A 23,615-nucleotide genomic window follows, 5' to 3' on the forward strand; every position below is an offset into this window, starting at 1 on the left:
TCCGGCCTGCACACGATATTATTCGACCTCCCCCCGAACCTTACCCGGGAAATAATTCACCTAAACTCGGCATAATTCGACTTACCCGGGAATAATTCACCTAAACTCGGCATAATTCGACTTACCCGGGAATAATCCGTCCTACATAAAAATGCCCCTTTTATCTAAAGAATTCATTCAAGTTCAAAGCACCAATCATTGCATCGCATTAGGCTTCCTGGCGGGTATTCGAATTCACATTCAGAGATGAGGTTGAAGTCTAGCTTACGGCAAATTGCGTTTGACGCAGGATTATTGATTGACGGGAATGCGTGAATATATTTATATTTTCGTTCGGTTTTGATTTGGGCTATCAGAGCCTTCACGGCATGGGATGCGATTCCTTGTTCTTGAAATGAAGGGAGGACGCTCCAACCGATTTCGTACACATTTTCATTATTCCATTCGGTTTGCCAGTAGCCAACGGAACCAGCCGCTTCTGTCTCTGGAAACAGGATGATGCTAAACATGCATCCCTTATTTCCCAGCTGAAGATACCGTTGATGCCGTTTCATGATTTGTTCATTACTTTCCGGACCACCAAGATGTGCCATCATTTCTGGGGCATTAAGTTGAAAAAGTAAATCAAGGTCCTTATCTTCCCATGGTTTAATTTCTAATCTGGTTTCTTTGTTTCGTTCTGAAATACGACTCACCCCTGCCTTTTAATTTTCTTATAGTAACTTTCTTTGCTGGATGCGAGATACCTTTTTTTATATGTGAAATTACTATTCTATTGGGGTATGATTTTATTAAAGATAAAGAGATGAAAGTTTCCCATTAAATGCTATAATTTACAGGTGATTCTATCAAATGACAGAGAACGGAGATGAAGAAATGAAATCTTCAGTGAATCAGTTTTCCACTCAATTTGAATGGATATTGAATGTGATCAATGTGGGTGTCCATATAGTGAATAAAGATGGGGATACTGTTTTCTACAATGAAATGATGGCACATATCGATGGGCTTGATCGTGAACAGGTATTGGGGGAGAATATCTTTCAGCTTTATCCATCATTGACTGATGAATCCAGTACGCTGCATGTAGCATTGGAAAAGGGCATGGAAACGATTGAGTCCATTCAGACGTATGTCAATTTAAAAGAGAAAAAAATAACTTCCATCAATAGTACATATCCTTTATATGAGGATGGTGAGATTAGTGGGGCAGTGGAAATAGCGAAGGATATTACGAAGGTCATGAATATGTACGACCAAATTGTTGATTTGCGTTCCCAGCTGGCCGAGACCCATAAGAAAACCAAGTTCCTTGAAGGGACGGCGACCTACCATTTCAGTGATTTAATCGGTGATAGCCCTGCATTTAAGCAAGCCATTTCATTGGCGAAAAAAGCGGCCAGAACACATTCCCCAGTCATGATTTATGGACCTACAGGGACGGGGAAAGAATTGGTCGCTCAAAGTATACATAATGTAAGTGCTCAGCGAAATCAACCATTCATAGCGCAAAACTGTGCGGCTGTTCCAAAGGAATTGATGGAGGGGTTGCTGTTCGGTACGACGAAAGGGGCTTTTACCGGAGCGATGGATCGCCTGGGCATTTTTGAACAGGCAAATGGCGGTACCCTTTTCCTTGATGAGTTGAATAGCCTCGATCTCGGCCTGCAGGCGAAATTGCTGCGTGTGCTTCAGGAAGGCGAGGTACGCCGTGTTGGGGGGGCGAAGGAGCAAAAGGTTAATGTGAAGATCATTGCTGCGATGAACATTTCTCCAGAAGAGGCGTTAGAGCGGGGAATCATTCGCTCGGATTTATTCTTTCGCCTGAATGTCGTGACGATCCAAATGCCTTCACTGCTGGAGCGTAAAACGGATATTCCGGAAATCGTCAATCACTTTATTCAGAAATTCAACAAATCATTCTTTACGGAAGTACGCGGGATCAGTCATAAGGCGATGCAGCGGCTTCTTCAATATCCATGGCCCGGGAACATTCGTGAACTGGGACATGCCATCGAGTTAACCTTTAACGTCATGGACGCAGGGGAAGATATGATTGATGAACACCATCTTCCTGCATATCTTTTTCCTTCAGGGAATTACGCTGCAGCAAATGCGCAGAACCATCCTTCCCCATTGAAAAATAAGATTGATTTACCTGTCGTTCTTGAAGAAATGGAAAGGGAAATGATCATCAATATGTTCGAGAAATATAACGGGAATATCAGTAAAACGGCTGAAGCCCTCAATATTAAAAGACAGGGATTACAATATAAGTTAAACAAGTACGGCATTGAAAAAGTTTATACGGCAGGGTCGCGAGAATCAAAATAAATTTGGTAGTATTTGAAAACGCTGTCACTGCGTGGATAATGATGGAACTTGAAGGGGGCTCTTGTGTAAAGAGACCCTCTTTTTTTTGCTTGGCGCAAAGAATCTGGCTGCAAAAAATTAGGCATAACGAAAAATTTTTTGCGATTTAAAGGTCGATTTGTCCCCGTTTTGCTTATGTTTCCCTTGTTATGAATGTTGGCATCATTCTTGCAAATGTATATAGATAAGTTCTTAGAATAAGGGGGCATATTAAATGAATTTGATGGGATTGGATGTAAAACATAAAGAATACCTAGGTGGACGCAGGCATTATAATGATATCGAACTTTGGAAGGATGTAACGGAAGAGCAGTGGAATGATTGGATCTGGCAATTGACCAATACGATTAAAACACTGGATGATCTAAAAAAGGTCGTCAACTTGACACCGGATGAAGAGGAAGGAGTTCGGATTTCGACTCAAACGATTCCGTTGAACATTACTCCTTATTATGCTTCTTTGATGAATCCGGATGATCCTCGCTGTCCGATTCGTTTACAATCGGTACCGCTTTCGGCAGAAATGAACAAAACTAGATACGATTTGGAGGATCCGCTGCATGAGGATGAGGATTCCCCTGTTCCTGGATTGACGCATCGTTATCCGGATCGCGTTCTATTCCTTGTAACGAACCAATGCTCCATGTACTGCAGATATTGTACGCGACGCCGTTTTTCAGGTCAGGTTGGCATGGGTGTTCCCAAGAAGCAGCTTGACGGGGCGATTGAATATATCCGGAACACTCCGGAAGTGAGGGACGTGCTGATCTCTGGAGGGGACGGCCTGTTGATCAATGATAAGATCCTTGAATACGTATTGAGTAACTTACGTGCAATCCCGCATGTGGAAATCATTCGGATCGGCACACGTGCCCCGGTCGTTTTCCCGCAGAGGATCACGGAAAATTTATGTAATATTCTGAAAAAATATCATCCGATTTGGTTAAATACGCATTTCAATCATTCCCTTGAATTGACGGATGAAGCGAAAAAGGCATGCGATATGCTGTCGATGGCAGGCGTGCCGCTTGGTAATCAGGCAGTCATCCTGGCTGGTATCAACGATAGTGTCCATATCATGAAAAAGCTTATGCATGACTGTGTTAAAGCAAGGGTAAGGCCTTATTACATTTATCAATGTGATCTATCTGAAGGGATTGGCCATTTCAGGGCGCCGGTTTCAAAAGGACTGGAAATCATTGAAGCGCTTCGCGGCCATACATCAGGATATGCGGTGCCAACCTTTGTGGTGGATGCTCCTGGCGGTGGAGGAAAGATTGCCTTGACTCCGAATTACCTGCTTTCGCAAAGTCCGGATAAAGTCGTTTTACGGAACTTTGAAGGAGTGATCACTAGTTATCCGGAGCCGAAGAATTATGTTTCTGGCAGTGCGGATGCTTACTTTGATGAAGTGTATGGTACTGAGGATAGGAAAGAAGCCGTGGGGATTTCCGCTCTCATGACGGATGAGAAATTCAATTTGGTGCCAGAGGGCCTTCGCCGTCTTGACAAGAGAAAGGCGTATGAAAGCACTGATGAACATGCATCATTGAAGGATCGCCGTGATAAACGGGATGAAATGAAGGAAAAATTAAGGTTAGCCCAAGAAAAAAAGAATGCCTTGGTCGGAAGCGGCTCGGTGAAATCTGAAGGCAAGGAGGAATGAAGATGGATTGCTTGTGGTGTAATGCCCCAAACGTAGAAGAAAGTGAAAAAAAGGATTGTTACTGGATCATGCCTGATGGGAAACGCTCAATAAGAGTCCTTCAAGTTCCAGCCTTGAACTGTCCGGAATGTGGAATCTATGTGTCTGATTCGATGAATCAAAAGGTGGACGAAGCCTTATCCATATATGATGTGAGTGAATACCCTGATGAGTTTACGTATGAGCAGCTTCTTCAGGCACCCGTCAAAAAATTATTCAATTGGAAATAGAATGCCGGGAGAAGCGGATGATATGCATCTCTTCTCCCGAATTCTTTAAATAAGGGGGTTACATAATGCCTGTTCAAAAGCTGCCTTTTTTCACCCAGATCGAGACTGGGGATTGTTATACGATGGAACTCTATCATGATCATGCCAATCAGCGCTTGCGCATGGATGATTATCGGGGAAATATCAAAAAAGCGATGGCCCGGGCGCTTGTCATCGCAAAGGAGCAGGGCTTTACTAAAGTGATACTTAAAGCTAGAAACGAAGATTTATCTACGGCATTGGGACAAGGATACATGCTGGAAGGAATATTAAGCAGGTATTTCAACGGGAATGATGCCTATTGTATGGCTTTCTATTTAACGGATGAAAGGCGAACGAGCGACTTTTGGGTGAAGGAAGATAAAGTCATCCAAGATGTAAGTGAGATTCCCAGACTGATGGATATGCAGAAAATTCCTGAAAATTATATCCTCCGTTTTGCTACAGATGAAGATGCGCAAGAGCTGGCTAATTTATATGGTGAAATTTTTGAAACCTATCCTACACCGATGAATGATGAGCGATATATCAAGAAAGTGATGGAGGAAGGTACGATCTTCAGTGTTATCGAATATGAAGGATCCATTGTGAGTGCTGCATCCGCGGAAGTGAATGAGATGTATCATAATGCTGAATTGACGGACTGTGCAACGATTCCCCATCATCGAAAGCATGGTTTCATGAAGGTGCTAATCTCCGCTTTGGAACAAGAATTGATCAGGAAAAACATTTATTGCTCTTATTCATTGGCGCGATCATTGTCGATGGGAATGAACGCCGTTTTTCATCAGCTTGGTTATGAATATGGCGGCAGATTAACGAAGAATTGCAATATTTGGGATAAGTATGAGGACATGAATATTTGGGGTAAAGATTTATCTTTCAAGTAGGAGGATTGTTTCTATGGCTAAATACACATGGGTTGATAAAGAAACCTGTATTGCGTGCGGGGCATGCGGTTCAACAGGTCCTGAAATTTATGACTATGACGATCAAGGGATTGCTTTTGTGATCTTGGATGATAATCAGGGGATTGCCGAAGTTCCTGAAATCCTGCATGATGACATGCAGGATGCTATGGAAGGCTGCCCTACAGAGTCAATCCTGATTCAGGATGAACCTTTTAGCTGGTAAACTAGTTTTTTTTAATCTGCGAAATTAATTGATTAATAGAATGAAGCACGTGGGTACGAACGTTAAAAGGAGAGATGACATGACACGCAATTATTTGATTAAGCCTACTTTAGATCATGACTATCCCACTATCTCTCATGGGAATGGAATTTATCTTTATGATACAGATGGAAAGCAGTATATAGACGGATCATCAGGTGCTGTTACGGCAAGTATTGGCCATGGTGTAATGGACGTTGTCGATGCAATGACGGAGCAGGCCCGCAAAGTTTCTTTTGCATACAGGTCTCATTTTACGAGTGAAGCCGCAGAAGCATTAGCCAAAAAGCTAAGTGATTTGGCTCCAGGGGATTTGAATTGGTCATTTTTCGTGAATAGCGGATCCGAAGCGACCGAAACGGCGATGAAGATAGCGATTCAGCATTGGCAAGAAAAAGGATATGAGCGTAAAAATCGTATCGTCTCCAGATGGACGAGTTATCATGGGATTACGATGGGCGCTTTATCGATGTCAGGTCATGTACCGAGGAGAAAGCGTTTTGTTCCGCTATTGGAAGATTTCCCTAGCATTTCCGCTCCCTACTGTTATCGCTGTCCTTATAATAATGAATCTTCCGGCTGCAAGCTTCAGTGTGCAAATGAACTGGAAACAGCCATTCAAAGGGTCGGCTCCGAGAATATCGCAGCTTTCATCGCAGAACCGATCATCGGGGCATCCGCTGGTGCTGTAACACCGCCGGATGGCTACTATCAAAGGATTAAGGAAATCTGCGAAAACTATGACATTCTCTTTATCGCCGATGAGGTAATGACGGGAATCGGACGGACAGGAAAAATGTTCGCGATGGAACATTGGGGAGTCGACCCGGATATCATCGCATTGGGTAAAGGAATGAGCGCCGGTTATACTCCAATGGCAGCCACAATGGTTAGTGACCGTGTCATGGAGCCCATTTTAAAAGGCTCGAATTCAATCATGGCTGGACACACATATAGTGCAAATCCTCTATCTGCAGCCGTTTCATTGGAAGTGCTTTCCTACATTGAGGGAAATGACCTGGTTCAGGCGGCTGAAGATAAAGGTCAATATCTGTTTAAGAAGCTGCAAGGGTTGGCTGGGAAATTCGACATCATTGGTGATGTACGGGGGAAAGGGCTTCTCCTTGGACTTGAGTTTGTCTCCAATCGGATTTCAAAAACGCCATTCGACTTGCAAATCGGCCTGACCACTAGACTTGTCAATAAGGCTTTTGCGAAGGGATTGTTGATCTATCCTGCTGCAGGTGCGATTGAAGGAATCGCTGGTGATGCGGTTATCCTATCTCCGCCATTAATCATTACGAATGAAGAAATCGATCGCCTCGTCAAGATACTGGAAGCTTCACTTGAAGAGTTGCAGCGTGAATTGCACTCGGAAGGTTTGATTGAGGACATGCAGGCTATTTAGGAGGAACGGTATGAAGCAGGTCATTACGAAGAAAAACAAAATTGTGACCCTGGAAGAAGCACTGGAGCATATTTCCGATGGATGCACGCTCATGTATGGCGGATTTGGCGGAGTGGGGACTCCCCCCACGCTCGTGCAGGGTATCCTGGCCAAGGGTGTTAAGGATTTGACCTTGATTGGCAATGATACTGGATTCCCTGATATCGGCATAGGCCGGCTAGTGACTGCTGAAAGGGCAAAGAAAGTCATCGCCTCACATATCGGATCCAATCCTAATGCAGGCAGGCTCATGACTGAAGGAAAGCTGCAAGTGGAGTTTTCACCGCAAGGGACATTAGCAGAACGGATTCGTGCTGGCGGTGTAGGCTTAGGCGGGATTTTTGTCGATGTCGGGATTGGCACGATAGCCGAAGAAGGCAAGAACAAGATGGTCATAGAAGGAAAAGAATATTTGGTGGAAACCGCGTTGACCGCTGAAGTCAGCATCGTCCATGCGAAAAAGGCAGATTCACTGGGGAATTTAGTGTACGACAAGACTGCATGCAATTTCAATCCGTTGGTAGCGATGGCTGGGGCCTTCACGATTGCGGAAGTGGAAGAAATCGTTCCTGCAGGCGAATTGGATCCGGAGTGTATTGCCACACCAGGCATTTATGTAGATATGGTGATTCCGACAAAAGGGGTGAATTGGAAATGGGCATGGCAGTAGATGTACGAAATCGCATCGCGAAACGCGCCGCCAAGGAAATCGATGACGGATTGATCGTCAATTTAGGCATCGGCATCCCTACCTTGGTGGCCGACCATATACCTCAAGATATCCATGTGCTGTTCCATGCGGAAAATGGCGTTCTAGGTACAGGTCCAAGTCCGGATCCGGGGAAAGAAGATCCTGCCCTCTGTAATGCGGGAGGGTTCCCAATCACCACTGTAATGGGCGCTTCTTACTTTGACAGTGCCACTGCATTTGGAATGATCCGGAAAGGATACATCGACATCACCATCCTTGGAGCCCTGGAAGTCAGTGAAAAGGGAGACTTGGCGAATTGGATCGTCCCAGGTAAGCGGGTGCCGGGGATGGGCGGTGCGATGGAGCTTGCCCAGAAAGCCAAAAAGGTGATCGTCCTGATGAATCACGTGAATAAGCAGGGTGAATCGAAGATATTGAAGACCTGTACGCTTCCGTTGACGGCAAGGCAGAGTGTGGATTTAATCATCACGGATATGGCAGTCATGGAAGTTACGGAAGAGGGATTGGTACTGAAGGAAGTCATGGCGCCATATACCGTTGATGATGTGATAAGGAATACGGAGGCAACGTTGAAAATCCATGCTGCTGTCAACACCATTGAATAGGTAAGAGGAGGAAAAAAGCATGAATGAGGTTGTCATCGTTGCTGGAGCGCGAACTGCAGTTGGATCCTTTGGCAAATCACTACGGAATGTTAAAGCTACCGAATTGGGCCGTCAAGTATTAGAAGGTTTAATGGATAATTATGGGTTAGGTAAAGAAACGGTAAATGAAGTGATTTTCGGACATGGCTATGTCCATGGAGGCGGACTTAACTCGGCCCGAATTTCGTCGCAGATGGCATGTTTCCCACACAGTGTCCCAGGCCACGTTGTAATCAAAGCATGTGGATCAGGTTTAAAGGCCATTACCAACGCCGCTTTAACTATCGCTGCTGGTCAAGAAGACGTAATCATTGCCGGCGGAGTGGAGAGCATGAGCAATGTGCCTTATATCGTGAAAAATAGATGGGGCGGTAAATTTGGAAACGTAACGATGGAGGATGCTCTGCTGGCAGATGGATTAATATGTTCCTTGGGAAATGAGCATATGGGAATAACTGCCGAGCGCTTGGCTGAAAAATACGGTATCCGTCGTGAAGAACAGGATCAATTTGCTTATCAAAGCCACAAGAAGGCTTGGAAAGCTATAGTAGAGGGTCGCTTTGATAGAGAAATTATTTCGCTTAAAATCAAGGATCGAAAAGGACTTCAAATCTTCAACCATGACGAAGGGGTACGCGAGGACATTCTTCTAGATCAACTAGCCAGTCTTCCAGCAGTATTCAAAAATGAAGGAACCATTACGGCAGGAAATGCCTGTCCTATGAATGATGGAGCTGCAGCTGTACTATTAATGTCCAAGCAGCAAGCAGAAGAAAAGGGATTAAAACCGCTCTTGAAAATAAAGGCTTTCGCCAGTGCAGGAGTTGAACCTGGAGTTATGGGGATTGGACCCGTACCAGCGACTCGAAAGGCATTGGCAAAAGCAGGTCTATCGTTAGAGGATATCGGACTGATTGAACTTAATGAAGCCTTTGCTGCCCAAGCACTTGCAGTGATCAAGGAGTTAGATTTGAATCAGGATATTGTCAATGTCAATGGAGGGGCAATTGCACTTGGTCACCCTGTAGGAGCAACAGGTGCAAAATTGACAGTCACACTGATGCATGAAATGTTGCGTTCACAAGTTAAGTACGGAATGGTAACGTTGTGTATGGCAGGTGGAATGGGACTTTCAGTAATCTATGAGAATATGTGTATTTAAGGAGGATAAAAGTGCCGGATATAAAAAAACGGATAAACCAATGGATTAAGGATCATCGGGAAGAAGGAACAGACCTATTGCAAAAAATGGTACAAGCCCCGAGTACGCAAGGAAATGAAGCCGGGGCACAGGCCATCGTCGCCGAAAAGCTGGAGGAAATGGGTTTGCAGATCGATAGTTGGGAACCTGACGGCGGCGAACTGAAGAAGCATTCTTATTTCCATTCTCCACGAAGTGATTTCTCCAACAGCCCTAATGTGGTGGGAATCATGAAAGGGACTGGAGGCGGCCGTTCCATCATTTTGAACGGGCACATCGATGTGGTTCCTGACGGTGACCGGGCACAATGGGACGACGATCCATATAGTGGAGCCATTAAGAATGGAAGAATGTTTGGACGTGGCGTAACCGATATGAAAGGGGGCAATGTATCCCTGATCCTTGCCATGCAGGCATTGAAGGAAAATGGTATCCAATTAAAAGGAGATGTCATTTTTCAAAGTGTGATTGAAGAAGAAAGCGGCGGGGCCGGAACATTAGCAGCCGTCCTGAGGGGATATAAAGCCGATGCTGCCCTTATCCCTGAACCGACGAATATGAGGATTTTCCCGAAACAGCAGGGCTCGATGTGGTTCCGGGTCCATGTTAAAGGACGGTCAGCCCATGGCGGAACAAGGTATGAAGGCGTTAGTGCCATTGAAAAAAGCATGACCGTCATCAATCATATTCGTGCCTTGGAAGAAAAGCGAAATGCACGTATCAGTGACCCGCTTTATCAGAACACGCCTATTCCGATTCCAATCAATCTAGGTGTCATTGAAGGTGGCAATTGGCCGTCATCCGTTCCAGACCTTGTGAAAATCGAGGGGAGGATGGGCGTTGCGCCGGAGGAAACGATGGAGCAGGCGAAGGACGAAATGGCTGACTGGTTAGTGCAGCTGAAAGAAGTGGACGAATGGTTCAAGGAAAACCCGCCCGTATTGGAATGGTTTGGGGCACGCTGGGTTCCAGGAGCAATTGATGTAGAGCATGAACTGATGAATGCGCTTGTTCATCAATATCGGCGAGTTGCTGGCAAGGACCCGGTCATTGAAGCCTCCCCGTGGGGAACGGATGGGGGATTGCTGACACATGTCGGTGAAACGCCCGCAATCGTGTTCGGGCCTGGAGTGACCGAGGTTGCCCATTATCCAAATGAATACATCCTACTCGACAATGTCTTCTCGACAGCGGAGATCATTGCCCTTACTTTAATTCAATGGTGTGGAATGGAACAAGATCAGGATGAGGCTATTCCTGTAGGGAATAAGCTGACGATTCAAGGCAATGGCAATTAAACCGGATAGTAGACTAGCCAGTAAATATCAGGATTTTCCTTAACTGCAATAAAGTCTTCCACAAAAAGGTTGTGGGAGACTATTCATATCTAAAAATATCTCTTTTACTATTTCTTGAACTTTTAATATTAAAAGAAAATGAGGTAGGAACCATATGGACATGAATCTCATTAATAAGCAAGAACCGACAGTTAAAAGGAATCTCAATGATAAGCAAGAACCGACAGTTAAAAGGAATCTCAAAGCAAGGCATATGACCATGATAGCCATTGGCGGTTCAATAGGAACCGGATTATTCCTGGCAAGCGGGGCAACCATCCAGAGTGCAGGGCCCGGTGGTGCCCTCGCTGCATATGCATGCATTGGAATCATGGTTTATTTCCTTATGACGAGCTTAGGGGAAATGGCGACATATATGCCTGTATCGGGATCATTTTCCACCTATGCCACACGCTTTGTAGATCCCGCATTCGGCTTTGCACTTGGCTGGAATTATTGGTTTAACTGGGCAGTCACCCTTGCCGTGGAAATAGCTGCAGCAGCCATCATCATGAAATTCTGGCTCCCTGATGTACCCAGCCTTATCTGGAGTGCACTATTTCTTGGAATCGTCTTCACCCTCAACGCCCTGTCCATTAAAAGCTTTGGTGAATCTGAATATTGGTTTGCTTTAATAAAAGTCGTCGCCATCATTTTCTTTATCATTATTGGATTATTGACCATCTTAGGGGTTTTTGGCGGAAAGGTGATCGGGTTTGAAAACTTCACCATGGATGAGGCACCATTCAAAGGAGGATTTTTATCGATCATCAGTATCTTTCTAATAGCGGGATTTTCTTTTCAAGGCACGGAACTGGTTGGTATTGCTGCCGGAGAAAGTGAGGAACCCGAAAAAAATGTTCCGAATGCGATCCGCCAAGTATTTTGGCGCATCCTATTGTTTTACATCGGGGCCATCCTGATACTCGGTCTGTTAATTCCTTATACGAGTCCAAGTTTGCTGAACGGGGATGTAGAAAACATTTCTGTAAGCCCTTTCACACTTGTTTTTGAACGCGCAGGACTTGCATTCGCGGCATCCGTCATGAATGCTGTCGTGTTAACTTCCTTACTATCCGCAGGGAACTCGGGGCTTTATGCATCAACGCGGATGTTATGGTCGATGGCAAAAGATAATCAAGCTCCCAAATTCCTCGCCAAGGTCAATCGCAGGGGAATCCCGATGAATGCTTTGCTTATCACGGCATTAATTGGGGGACTCGCCTTCTTGACCTCCATTTTTGGGGACCATGTATTTACATGGCTATTGAACGCATCGGGGCTTACCGGCTTCATCGCCTGGATTGGAATTGCCATAAGCCATTATCGCTTTAGACGTGCCTATGTTGCACAAGGTGGTGACTTAACCGAATTGAAATATAAAGCAAAATGGTTTCCATTCGGTCCGATTTTTTCATTCGTCCTTTGCATGGTCGTCATAGCAGGACAAAACTATGAAGCATACCTAAGCGGCAGCATCGACTGGTATGGCGTCGCTGTCTCCTATATCGGATTACCGATATTCCTGGCAATTTGGTTAGGTTACAAGATTTATCATAAAACCAAATTAGTTTCATTGAAAGATTGCCAATTTGATAAAACCATTTAGCTGATAGGAATAGAAAAGCCTGAGACCCCTTTGGGGACTCAGGTTTTTTGTTAATTAAGAAATTGCTTAATTAGACGCCGATACTGTATGAACCTAGTTATATCGACGAAAGTAGAATTATATCGACGAAAACCCAGTTATATCGACGAAAGTAGGAATATATCGACGAAAACTCAGTTATATCTCCGAAAGTAAGAATATATCGACGAAAAGGGCAATTATCTCATTATGGAGGTAAGTAGACATATTCTCTTAGGTCCCCGATAAAAAAGGTCGTTTTATTTGCTGCCAGCCCATTCAATGTTGGCTGAAGGTGAAGTGGCACCATAATAGTCAATGCTTTGGCATTTTTGCAGTTTGGGCTGCATGGCTTAAGACCGTGATGATGAATAATCGGGGAGTGAGCGCAATACTATTATTCTATGTACGATATTACCTGTGGATGAAAGGAAACTGATGATGCAAACCTCAAGACTCATATCGAAAGAGGCGTTTCGCGGTTCTGGAATTGGCGTCATTTTCATGGCATTATTCGGCACGTTGTGGGCAGGTACCGGTGTAATGGGATTGCAAGGGTGGGGGTTTCCTTACGTGGAACTTGCTGCCATATTCGTAGGAATCATAATGGTTATAGAGGGCATTTCATTAATATATGCATCACAAAAAATGCCCGATCAAGTTTCAGAAAATGGGGCTAGGCGTTTGAAACGTATGAATTTCTGGTTTAATATCGTTTTCATTGCCGAAGGTTTGCTGATTGGGATTGCCATCGCCATCTGTAATATGATCAATCAGACCGATCTTATTCCTGGAGTCATCGCCATTATTGTAGGGATTCATTTTTTACCTTTGGCGGCGCTTTTCCAAATCAAGGTCTACTATGCAACAGGAGTGCTTCTCTGTTTATTGGCGATTATCACATTGCTTATTGTGCCAGACACCGTCATGTTTGGGGAGCATCAAATCCTTGCACCGTTATCCTTGCTTGGCTTTGGATGCGCGCTAATTCTTTGGACCACTGGACTGACAGTATTGCTTAGTGTAAAGAATCCAAGGGAAGCGAAAGAGGAAGATTCACACAATGAAAATCAATAGGAAACATACAAAAACCCGTCGTGGCGAACGGGTTTTGATTAATTTTTCATCCAGGTTAATAGCCTGACGATTTGAAATGGTTCATTCCAAACCAGAATGAAACTTAAAAGAAAGAAGGCAGCCACAGCCAGAAGCTTCGTCTTTCCTTTTTCACTTTTTAACATGGCCCCGAAACTAAATAACATACCAATAAGTAACGCACCGAATCCTGAGACCATTAGAAGCTCGAAGGATTTTGGTAAAAAAAAGCGCAGCAAAATGATACGGCACCAATCACTGCAAATACGAAAGACCAATTGCTTAAACTTTTCATAGAGACTCCTTTTTTACTAATTATACCAATTTAGTGTTTGTAATGAAATGAAAAAATTTGAGGTTGTCACTTATGGGAATATATTGTAATATATATAACAATATAAAAATCCATTTACATTTTAGAAGCATTGATAAGGACATGAATCATTTTTACGGTCTGCAGAGAGGGAAGGGCAGCTGCGAACTTCCTGGCTTAGGAAACTGATTTACCGCCTTTGAGCCATATCGGTGAACGAAAGTAACTGATATCGTCTAAGCTACGTTACAGCTCCAGAGCCATAAGTAATCTACTTATGGGAAATTGGGTGGAATCACGGGTATAACGCACTCGTCCCTTACTTAGGGATGGGTGCGTTTTTTATTTTTATAATTATTGCCATGATAAGGACATGAATCATTTTTACGGTCTGCAGAGAGGGAAGGGCAGCTGCGAACTTCCTGGCTTAGGAAACTGATTTACCGCCTTTGAGCTATATCGGTGAACGAGAGTACCTGATATCGTCTAAGCTGCGTTACAAGCTCCAGAGCTATGAGTGTTTCTTGCTTATGGGAAATTGGGTGGAACCACGGGTAAACGCACTCGTCCCTTGCATAGGGATGGGTGCGTTTTTTTATTTTTATAATTATTGCCATGATAAGGACATGAATCATTTTTACGGTCTGCAGAGAGGGAAGGACAGCTGCGAACTTCCTGGCTTAGGAAACTGATTTACCGCCTTTGAGCTATATCGGTGAACGAGAGTACCTGATATCGTCTAAGCTGCGTTACAAGCTCCAGAGCCATGAGTGTTTCTTGCTTATGGGAAATTGGGTGGAACCACGGGTAAACGCACTCGTCCCTTGCATAGGGATGAGTGCGTTTTTTTATTATAAAAAGGGGTGTTTATGTGATGGGTGAAAAAATGATTAAGGTTCAATTCCCGGATGGGCAGCAAAAGGAATATCCGCAAGGGATGACAGTGGAAGGTGTGGCAGGGTCAATCAGCTCAAGTTTAAGGAAAAAGGCAGTAGCAGGAAAACTGGATAAGCAACTGGTTGATCTAAGTTTCAAGTTGAATAAGGATGCCGAACTGTCGATTTTGACTCTGGATTCGGATGAAGGTTTACAAGTTTTACGACATACATCGGCGCATGTTTTGGCTCAGGCTGTGAAAAGATTATACCGAAATGTGGAATTAGGGATGGGGCCAGTCGTGGAAGATGGTTTTTACTATGATTTTAAGTTAGATCATCCTTTGAGCTCAGAAGATTTACAAGCTATTGAAAAAGAGATGGAACATATCATAAGTGAAAATCTGGAAATTAAAAGGATCGAAGTGTCTTATGCAGAAGCTGTGAAGTTATTCCAGGATAGAGGGGAGTCATTCAAGTTGGATATAGCAAAGAATATCCCTAAAGATGAAAAACTAACGCTCTATCAACAGGGGGAATTCGTCGATCTTTGCAGAGGACCGCACCTTCCATCCACATCATTTGTAAAATCGTTCAAATTGACTCGTGTATCGGGAGCCTATTGGCGGGGAGACAATCAAAATGAAGTTCTTCAAAGGGTGTATGGCGTGGCTTTCCGAAAGAAAAAAGATTTACAGGATCATTATAAATTCTTGGAAGAGGCGGCCAAACGCGATCACCGCAAATTAGGGAAGCAGTTGGAGTTATTCATGTTTTCGGAGGAAGCTCCTGGAATGCCGTTTTATTTACCGAAAGGACAAATCGTTAGAAATGAATTGGAGAAGTTCTCGCGGGAGCTTCAGACTGAAGCTGATTACGACGAAGTTCGGACTCCTTTCATGATGAACCAGCGGTTATGGGAACAATCGGGTCACTGGGATCATTACCATGAGAATATGTACTTCACTGAGGTGGATCAAACAAAATTCGCTATGAAGCCAATGAACTGTCCAGGTCATATGCTTATTTTCAAAAACAACCTTTATTCTTACAGGGATTTACCCATCCGGATGGCCGAGTTCGGTCAAGTCCACCGTCATGAATATAGCGGTGCATTGAACGGGATGTTGCGGGTCCGTACATTTTGTCAGGATGATGCCCACATTTTTGTTCGGCAGGATCAAATCGAAAGTGAAATTAAACAAGTGTTTCATCTGATTGATAAGGTGTATCGCACTTTTGGTTTCGAGTATTCGGTGGAACTCTCGACACGTCCAGAGGATTCAATGGGCGATGATTCCCTTTGGGAAGCTTCTGAAACAGCCTTGAAAAATGTTCTGGAAAGCATCGGGATACATTATCAATTAAATGAAGGGGACGGGGCATTTTATGGACCGAAAATTGATTTTCATATTAAAGATGCATTAAAACGAAGCCATCAATGTGCAACAATCCAACTTGATTTTCAGATGCCCGATAAATTTGATCTGACTTACATCGATGAAAATAATGAAAAAGTTCGTCCGGTCGTCATTCATCGTGCCATATTTGGGTCGATCGATCGTTTTTTTGGAATCCTGATAGAACATTTTGCCGGTGCTTTTCCGGTATGGCTTGCCCCGGTGCAAGTACAGATCATCCCTGTCTCACAAGTTCATTTGAATTATTGTTTAAAGGTTCAAAAAGAACTGAAGAATCAAGGCATAAGAGTGAAAATTGATGATCGGAATGAAAAGCTGGGGTATAAAGTCAGGGAAGCGCAGATGGGGAAAATCCCATATATGCTGGTCCTTGGCGATAAAGAGGAGAAAGAAAATGAAGTGAATGTCCGGAAATACGGGGAACAAGAATTTGAAAATGTCGCAATAGAAACGTTCATCAAGAAAATGGTCCAGCAAATAAAAGAACGCAGCATCTAATATGAAAGCAGCTTAATCCAAATTCACGAGTAAATGCACGGAATTCACGAGTAAATGGGCGAAACTCACGAGTAAATGCACGGAATTCACGAGTAAATGCGCGAATTTCACGAGTAAATGCCCATTGGATTAGGTTTGGATAAAAAAAGACAGCCGAATATATCGGCTGTCTTTTTTTATCTATCTACAAATCCATACCCAGCCAACGCCAGGAATGAACTGTTGGAAACAGTTAAAGTAAGATTATTAATACGAACTCACGAGTAAAGCATCGAAATTCACGAATAAATCCGCCAAACTCACGAGTAAATGCCTGAAATTCACGAGTAAAGCACCAAAACTCACGAGTAAATGCTTACAGCTCCTTAAATCTTTATGTAAACAAAACTTTGGCTGCCTGGATGGCAAAGTAAATGCCAATCCCTATAAGGGATATTCCTGAAATGATCGAAATGCCCATTAAAATAGGTTTGGATAAGAAACGTCTGAAGGTGCTGGCGATGAGGGCCATTGTGAAATCCCAGGTTAATAGGCCGATAAGGATGCCTGAACTGTATAAAAGTAAATGATCCATATCATATTTAGAAGCGGAGTTAGCGAGAATGGATCCATAAATTCCTAGCCAAAACAAAATGGATAAAGGATTCGAAAGGGACATGATGAATCCTGTTAGGAATGAAGAAAAAAGGGAATCTTTCGCTTTTCGTACATTCACTTCAATCTTACCTGCACTAAGCAGACTTTCGATTCCGGTATAGGTCAGGACGAAAAAGCCAAAAAGCCACAAAAATGTCTTCATGAAGGAGTTGTCCAAAAAGTGGACAACACCGAAAAAGACGAGGGCTATAAAAACAAAATCCGCTAAAATGGCACCCCAGCCAAAAATCCAGGCATGCCAAAAACCTTTCTTGATCCCTTTGTCCAATTGTGCAGCGTTAATGGGACCGATAGGAGCCGCCAGTGATAAGCCCAATAATACATAGCTGAAAAAAACACCCAATTCATCACCTCATCGTTTGTTACATCTTCGCTTATTTGAATGTATTCAAACAATTAGACTTGTACCACCTTTTTAGTCCTTTTTTTGAGTGGATATGGTGAATTTAGTCGGGTTTGCTGCACTCGGTAGAGACCCTTTTTGTACCAACACAGAAAGGTCCTTCATCATGTAATTTAGTCAAATGGAAAGACGTCAAATATGCATGCATTAAACCAGGGTTCAAAAGGGAATTGGAGGATAATTATGCCGGAATTATCAATGCCAAATAAGTACAAAACAATCTTTGATATCATGCGTACTGATATCGCTATTAATGAAATAAAGGATCATTTTGAAGAAGGACTTTCAACTGCGTTAAACCTAATAAAAGTATCAGCCCCTATTGTTCTAAAAGAGGGTAATGGTAATTAAAGTTTCCAAAAACGAAAATCATACGGGGCTCGAATATCATAAGTCCGTATTGGAAGGAAATCTTCCATATTCAATAGGTGGAGGTATAGGCCAATCCAGTTTATGCATGTTTTTGTTGAAGAAAGCACATATTGGCGAGGTTCAGGTTTCGGTATGGAATGACCAAATAGTAAATGATTGCAATGAAAAGAATATTATTCTTTTATAGTTAAACACGATAGCTGATTAATAGCAGGGACTCTCGAAGGAATGCGAAAGGATACATGTTAGGAAGCGCGTAATCGAGTGACATTTGAAATGCAGGGAAACCCATTCATTTAAAGAATGGGTTTTTTGGTTTAAAGTAGAATGAATCCATATTTTAAAGTCGAGGCAAACTAGAAGGGGGAAGTCCTAAAGGGGTAATTTTGGCACTAATAAATATTATTGCCCTATAACATAATAATTAAAGACATCTAAAAAATGATGCACAACAAATTGATTACACAGATATGTTACCTTTTATGCAATAAGTTGCTTTTATAATGGATGAGGAGTGTAAGTATGGAAGGTCATGAGAAGCAAAAAAATGATGTGAGCGTGTGGTGTCTCATCAGTATGGCATCGATTCCATTAGTAATGACACTAGGAAATTCAATGCTTATCCCTGTTTTGCCGATTTTCGAGGAAAAGGTGGGAATATCTTCATTTCAATCAAGTATGGTGATTACAAGCTATTCTGTTGCATCTATTTTCTTAATTCCTATTGCTGGTTATTTATCAGATCGATTCGGAAGGAAGATGGTGATCCTGCCAAGCCTTGTCCTTGCCCTGATCGGCGGCTTGATCGCGGGTTATGCATCATGGAAAATGGATGATCCCTATACATGGATCATCATTGGGAGAGTATTGCAAGGGATTGGTGCGTCTGGAGCCTCGCCGATTATTTTGCCTCTAGTGGGGGACCTATACAAGGATGATGATGAAAAAACCAGTTCTTGCTTGGGTATCATTGAAACCTCGAATACATTTGGTAAAGTCCTTAGTCCAATATTGGGTTCCCTTTTTGCCGCATTTATCTGGTTTTTACCATTCTTCTCGATTTCATTCTTCAGTTTAATATCTATTGTCTTGGTCTTTTTCTTTATAAAGGTACCAAAGGAGAAGGATGAACCGAAGAAATTTAAAGAATTCTGGCATGATACGAAAAAAATATTCAAGCAGGAGGGAAAATGGTTATATACAGTTTTCCTGATTGGTGTATTTGTCATGTTGGTTTTGTTCGGTGTTCTTTTCTTTTTGTCTGACAACCTTGAAAAAGTCCATGATTTGCATGGAGTCAAAAAAGGTTTCGTGATAGCGATCCCGCTGTTTTTCCTTTGTGTATCTTCTTATGTTGCAGGGAAAAAAATCAAGGGAGAATTACCAATCATGAAAATGATCATCATGATCAGTATAGCTGTCCTTTCTATCAGCCTTGTTTTTGTCGGTTTTACAAAAGAAAAGGTTTTCCTTCTATTACTCATAACGAGCCTAGTTGGCATAGCAATTGGTGCGTTATTGCCGACACTCGACGCAATCATCACTCAAAATATAAAAAAGGAACAGCGGGGGACGATTACCTCTTTCTACATGTCATCAAGGTTCATCGGAGTTGCGGCAGGCCCGCCGGTTATGTCCCTTGTCATGAAAAATCATGTCAATATGACCTATATCATTTCGGGAATCATTGGCATATGCATTGTATTGATTGTTATGAAATTCATTAGTTCAGATAAAAAAGAAGCAGCTGTTAGCTAAAAGGCTTCGAAAAGCATACCAAGGAAAATTCTAAAAAGCCGGGTTTTTCCACACGGATTTTTTTATGTGTAATTCGCGTGAAATGTGTTATCCCCTCGCGGGATGATTTTTCTTGGTCTTACCTGCTGGGATTTTTTTGTAGAGGCATTAACGAATGGATTTCGCAGGTTCTTAAATGAAAAAAGCTTAATGGCGATTTCGATCATCTCTGGATCATCACTGATCGGCTTTGGGATTAATTTTGCTGCCATCCTAACATAATTCTTAATGCTTAAGTTTATTACATAGGGTATTTGATTAATCATCTGGAAAGATTCTTCCTTGCATAATTCATTGTGGCATTATCAACACTATGAATGATGGAAGGGGGTAATGTTATGACAACAAAAGCCAATTGCAGTTCAGCGAAAGGGAAGGCTGGTCAAGATTCCAAGGCATCAGGTGAACAACAAGGCGATATGAAATGGTGGCAGCTATCATTGGTCGGTGTAGGCTGTACGATCGGGACAGGGTATTTCCTCGGATCGACCATTGGGATTAAAACGACGGGGCCATCCATTGTATTTTCATTTTTATTGGCTGCACTAGGTACCTACATCGTTTATAATCTGCTTGCTAAGATGACGGCAGCCGATCCTCAAGAGGGTTCTTTTTGTTATTATGCCAATAAAGCATTTGGAAGATGGGCTGGCTTTAGCTGTGGCTGGAATTATTGGTCCTCCAATATATTGATCATGGGAAGTCAACTTACTGCGCTTTCGCTATTATCACAATTTTGGTTCCCTAAAGTACCGCTGTGGCTATTTGCATCAGGTTTTGCCATAGTTTCAATCGTGGTGGTATTGCTGGGAACAAAAGGGTTCGACAGAGTGGAAAACATCCTTGCGGTAATTAAGACAGCAGCGATCGCAATGTTTATCATTATTGCAATATGTGCCGTTTTCGGCTGGTTTGGTCTTAATGGAGGGAAACCGCCCTCATTTCCTAATACGTACAATGAATTATTCCCAAAAGGGCTAACAGGGTTTTGGACATCCCTTATCTATGCTTTTTATGCGTTTGGCGGCATTGAGGTCATTGGACTGATGGCGATGCAGCTTAAAAATAAAGAAGATGCGCCAAAGGCAGGGACAATCATGCTCTTGGTTCTTACTATAATATATGTCGTTTCATTGGGATTAGCCGTGACCATGATATCGTTAGGGGCATTCAGTGAAAAAGAAAGTCCATTCGTTTCGGCATTGGACAGTTATCACCTGACATTTTTCCCGCACGTTTTTAATGGTGCGATCATCATTGCCGGATTCTCGACGATGACCGCTTCACTATTTGGTGTAACCAATCTATTGGTAACGCTCTCCAATGATGGGAATGCACCCTCGGTATTCATGCAAAAGATCAAGAAATTCAAGGATCTTCCACTGCCCTCACTGGGGCTTGGAGCCTTAGGTCTTTTAGGATCGATCATTACTGCCCTGCTCCTGCCAGGCAAGATTTATGAATACATTACAACATCTGCTGGAATATTACTTTTGTATAACTGGGCATTCATCATTCTTTCTTCATTCAAAATCTTGGAAAATAAGATGTGGAGTAAGATTACGGCCGTTTTCGGACTTCTTTTAATTTTAGCCGCCGTAAGTGGTACCCTGCTTGAAAAAGAAATACGACCAGGGTTCTTCATCAGCCTTTTATTCATCGTGATCATCGGTCTTGCTGCCGTTTTCATGAAGTTCAAGGTTTGGAATAAGAACAAGGCGATGGCCGCAAGAGCCAGTAAATCGGAACTGGATTGAAAAAAGGAACTCGACTATATGAAGTCTAGTTCCTTTTTATGTGTTGGCGCTAAATCTCAATGATTATCGGAAGGATCATTGGTTTTTTCTTAGTTTGGGTAAAGAGATATTGCCCCAGTTCCTTCTTTATGGTTTGTTTAATGATATTCCATCGGTATATTTTATCACTTTGTAAATCGTTGACCGTTTTCGTAACAAGACGATTTACATGTCTCAGGAGCTCTTCGGAATTTTGAACATATACAAATCCACGGGAAATGGTATCGGGTCCTGATACTATTTTTCTTTCCGTCTTGCTTAGTGTTATGACGATTACGAGCATCCCATCTTCGGAGAGCTGCTTACGGTCCCGCAGAACGATTTCTCCAACATCACCAACGCCCACACCGTCAACAAAGGTATTGCCGGCAGCGACCTTTCTCGTTTGACGGGCGACCGAGTTTTCAATATCAACGACATCGCCATTATTGATGATGAAAGTATTGTCCGTCTCCACCCCGACAGACTCAGCTAGTAGTCGATGTTGGTGCAGCATCCGATACTCCCCGTGAATGGGTATGAAATACTTAGGTTTCATCAGGGTAAGCATGAGCTTTAACTCTTCCTGATAGGCATGACCGGAAACATGCATGCCTGTTACAGTTCCAGATCCGTAAATGACTTTGGCTCCCAGTTGAAACAGGTTGTCGATGATGCGTGAAACATCGCGTTCATTTCCCGGTATTGGAGTGGAGGCAAGAATCACGGTATCACCAGCTAAGATACTCATATCCCGATAATTCGAACTGGAAAGGCGAGACAGGGCAGCAAACGGCTCTCCTTGACTTCCCGTACATAAAACCGCGACTCTTTCAGGAGCATAATTATCGACTTCATGTGCTTGGATCAGCATCCCCTCAGGAACGTCGAGGTAGCCGCGCTCGATGGCAACGGATACGACGTTCACCATGCTCCGTCCAAGTAAGGCCAATTTTCGGTTTGTCTTCTGAGCAGCGTTCACCACTTGTTGAACGCGATTGACGTTTGAAGCGAAGGTTGAAAGAAAAACTTTCTGTTTAGCCTGCATAAAGGCTTCTTCAATATGGCTGCCAACCAGATGTTCCGAGGGACTTGAGCCGGGACGTTCTGCGTTCGTGCTTTCAGATAATAAAACCAGTACACCTTCACTCCCGATTTTCGCCATTTTATGAATATCAGGATACTGATCATTCATGGGAGTCAAGTCAAATTTAAAGTCCCCTGTATGAACGACCGTGCCTTCCGGAGTATGCATGGTGACTCCAAGGCAATCGGGTATACTATGATTCGTTTTGAAAAAGTCCAGACGCAACTCCCCGAACTCCAACTTTGAATCCGAGTCGATCTGGATCAATTCAGTATCACCCAAAAGGTTATGTTCTTTTAATTTCAATTCAATCAAACCAAGTGTTAAACGTGTGGCATAAATCGGTACATTCAATTTTTTCAAGAAATAGGGGATACCGCCAATATGATCTTCATGCCCATGAGTCACAATTAAAGCCCGGATCTTCTCCTTATTTTCCTGAAGAAAGGTAATATCAGGAATGATCAAATCGACTCCTAATAAACTTTCATCAGGAAACTTTGCACCACAGTCAATAATGACCAAATCGTTTGAATATTGAACCACATACATGTTTTTACCGATTTCATTCACTCCGCCTAGAGCCAGTATGGACAAAGCATTTTCATTCACACTCAAATAGCTAGACCTCCCTTTAATATAATAAGGATAGTGTTTCCTTAGGCCCCTCTTATAAAACCAACTTCTTTTTTAAAATGACTTCCCAAGCAATTAAAAACCAAACCTTAAAGGGAGGAGGGCTGAGAAACATGCGTTAACAAGCTACTAATGCTCATAAAAAAAACACCTACCGTTTTCAGTAGGTGCATGAGTAAACCATTCCATCCTCATTAG

General features: G+C 42.9%; 21 protein-coding genes and 3 other annotated features. Of the genes, 16 read left to right on the forward strand and 5 right to left on the reverse strand.

All coding sequences use genetic code 11. The features are described from left to right. Positions 1-173: 173 nt before the first annotated feature. On the reverse strand, positions 174-686 hold the full coding sequence (locus QUF86_RS11640) for a GNAT family N-acetyltransferase (protein WP_483313951.1): 513 nt from the start codon (positions 684-686) through the stop codon (positions 174-176). Between the two features lie 166 nt (positions 687-852). Between QUF86_RS11640 and QUF86_RS11645 the strand changes: the two genes are divergently transcribed. The 12 genes from QUF86_RS11645 (at position 853) to QUF86_RS11700 (ending at position 13,565) form a co-directional block, all read left to right on the forward strand. Beyond that, the gene (locus QUF86_RS11645) at positions 853-2,334 is read left to right on the forward strand and encodes a sigma-54 interaction domain-containing protein (RefSeq protein ID WP_289334434.1); all 1,482 of its coding nucleotides are present in this window, start codon (positions 853-855) and stop codon (positions 2,332-2,334) included. A 262-nt stretch (positions 2,335-2,596) separates the two neighbouring features. After that, positions 2,597-4,039: a lysine 2,3-aminomutase gene (gene kamA, locus QUF86_RS11650; RefSeq protein ID WP_289318299.1), complete on the forward strand. Its 1,443-nt coding sequence runs from the start codon at positions 2,597-2,599 to the stop codon at positions 4,037-4,039. Positions 4,040-4,041: 2 nt separating this feature from the next. Next, positions 4,042-4,308: a YokU family protein gene (locus QUF86_RS11655; protein ID WP_289315114.1), complete on the forward strand. Its 267-nt coding sequence runs from the start codon at positions 4,042-4,044 to the stop codon at positions 4,306-4,308. A gap of 65 nt (positions 4,309-4,373) precedes the next feature. Further along, positions 4,374-5,237 (forward strand): putative beta-lysine N-acetyltransferase, encoded by an 864-nt coding sequence (gene ablB, locus QUF86_RS11660; protein ID WP_289334435.1) that lies wholly within the window; start codon positions 4,374-4,376, stop codon positions 5,235-5,237. Positions 5,238-5,250: 13 nt separating this feature from the next. Then, positions 5,251-5,481, forward strand: coding sequence for a ferredoxin (locus QUF86_RS11665; protein WP_061464616.1), 231 nt, complete (start codon positions 5,251-5,253; stop codon positions 5,479-5,481). A 79-nt stretch (positions 5,482-5,560) separates the two neighbouring features. Then, complete coding sequence (locus QUF86_RS11670) at positions 5,561-6,928, forward strand: aspartate aminotransferase family protein (protein ID WP_289334436.1); 1,368 nt, start codon at positions 5,561-5,563, stop codon at positions 6,926-6,928. Positions 6,929-6,938: 10 nt separating this feature from the next. Further along, positions 6,939-7,637: a CoA transferase subunit A gene (locus QUF86_RS11675; RefSeq protein ID WP_289315117.1), complete on the forward strand. Its 699-nt coding sequence runs from the start codon at positions 6,939-6,941 to the stop codon at positions 7,635-7,637. Then, positions 7,622-8,284 carry a 3-oxoacid CoA-transferase subunit B gene (locus tag QUF86_RS11680; protein ID WP_289315118.1) on the forward strand — a complete coding sequence of 221 codons (663 nt, stop codon included), beginning with the start codon at positions 7,622-7,624 and terminating at the stop codon, positions 8,282-8,284. The genes QUF86_RS11675 and QUF86_RS11680 overlap by 16 nt, the downstream gene beginning before the upstream one ends. Before the next feature lie 19 nt (positions 8,285-8,303). After that, positions 8,304-9,485, forward strand: coding sequence for a thiolase family protein (locus QUF86_RS11685; RefSeq protein ID WP_289334437.1), 1,182 nt, complete (start codon positions 8,304-8,306; stop codon positions 9,483-9,485). 11 nt (positions 9,486-9,496) lie between these two features. Beyond that, positions 9,497-10,822 carry a peptidase gene (locus QUF86_RS11690; RefSeq protein ID WP_289334438.1) on the forward strand — a complete coding sequence of 442 codons (1,326 nt, stop codon included), beginning with the start codon at positions 9,497-9,499 and terminating at the stop codon, positions 10,820-10,822. A gap of 160 nt (positions 10,823-10,982) precedes the next feature. Beyond that, complete coding sequence (locus QUF86_RS11695; RefSeq protein WP_289336213.1) at positions 10,983-12,470, forward strand: amino acid permease; 1,488 nt, start codon at positions 10,983-10,985, stop codon at positions 12,468-12,470. A gap of 459 nt (positions 12,471-12,929) precedes the next feature. After that, a complete protein-coding gene (locus QUF86_RS11700) occupies positions 12,930-13,565 on the forward strand; it encodes a DUF7010 family protein (RefSeq protein ID WP_289334439.1) in 636 nt (211 codons plus the stop codon). Between the two features lie 38 nt (positions 13,566-13,603). Here QUF86_RS11700 and QUF86_RS11705 read toward each other — a convergent pair whose 3' ends face one another. Further along, entirely contained in the window at positions 13,604-13,822 is a 219-nt protein-coding gene (locus QUF86_RS11705) for a hypothetical protein (protein ID WP_289334440.1), read from the reverse strand. Between the two features lie 177 nt (positions 13,823-13,999). Beyond that, positions 14,000-14,219: a binding site (T-box leader), on the forward strand. 30 nt (positions 14,220-14,249) lie between these two features. Further along, positions 14,250-14,471, forward strand: a binding site (T-box leader). Between the two features lie 31 nt (positions 14,472-14,502). Next, positions 14,503-14,724, forward strand: a binding site (T-box leader). Positions 14,725-14,782: 58 nt separating this feature from the next. On the opposite strand from QUF86_RS11705, the gene thrS reads away from it, so the two are divergent. Beyond that, on the forward strand, positions 14,783-16,690 hold the full coding sequence (gene thrS, locus QUF86_RS11710) for a threonine--tRNA ligase (RefSeq protein WP_483313952.1): 1,908 nt from the start codon (positions 14,783-14,785) through the stop codon (positions 16,688-16,690). A gap of 373 nt (positions 16,691-17,063) precedes the next feature. Here thrS and QUF86_RS11715 read toward each other — a convergent pair whose 3' ends face one another. Further along, positions 17,064-17,690, reverse strand: a complete 627-nt coding sequence (locus tag QUF86_RS11715) for a LysE family transporter (protein ID WP_289334442.1) — start codon at positions 17,688-17,690, stop codon at positions 17,064-17,066. A 243-nt stretch (positions 17,691-17,933) separates the two neighbouring features. On the opposite strand from QUF86_RS11715, the gene QUF86_RS11720 reads away from it, so the two are divergent. Next, positions 17,934-18,101, forward strand: a complete 168-nt coding sequence (locus QUF86_RS11720; protein WP_289315127.1) for a hypothetical protein — start codon at positions 17,934-17,936, stop codon at positions 18,099-18,101. A gap of 543 nt (positions 18,102-18,644) precedes the next feature. Beyond that, complete coding sequence (locus tag QUF86_RS11725) at positions 18,645-19,880, forward strand: MFS transporter (protein ID WP_289334443.1); 1,236 nt, start codon at positions 18,645-18,647, stop codon at positions 19,878-19,880. 62 nt (positions 19,881-19,942) lie between these two features. Here QUF86_RS11725 and QUF86_RS28595 read toward each other — a convergent pair whose 3' ends face one another. After that, the gene (locus tag QUF86_RS28595; protein ID WP_353957656.1) at positions 19,943-20,185 is read right to left on the reverse strand and encodes a hypothetical protein; all 243 of its coding nucleotides are present in this window, start codon (positions 20,183-20,185) and stop codon (positions 19,943-19,945) included. Positions 20,186-20,257: 72 nt separating this feature from the next. Here QUF86_RS28595 and QUF86_RS11735 point away from each other — a divergent pair, with 72 nt between their 5' ends. After that, entirely contained in the window at positions 20,258-21,676 is a 1,419-nt protein-coding gene (locus tag QUF86_RS11735; RefSeq protein WP_483313912.1) for an amino acid permease, read from the forward strand. 49 nt (positions 21,677-21,725) lie between these two features. Here the strand turns inward: QUF86_RS11735 and QUF86_RS11740 are convergent, their stop codons facing one another. Beyond that, positions 21,726-23,399, reverse strand: coding sequence for a ribonuclease J (locus QUF86_RS11740; protein ID WP_289334444.1), 1,674 nt, complete (start codon positions 23,397-23,399; stop codon positions 21,726-21,728). Between the last annotated feature and the right edge of the window lie 216 nt (positions 23,400-23,615).

This window comes from Peribacillus sp. NJ11, assembly GCF_030348405.1.
GTDB lineage: Bacteria > Bacillota > Bacilli > Bacillales > DSM-1321 > Peribacillus.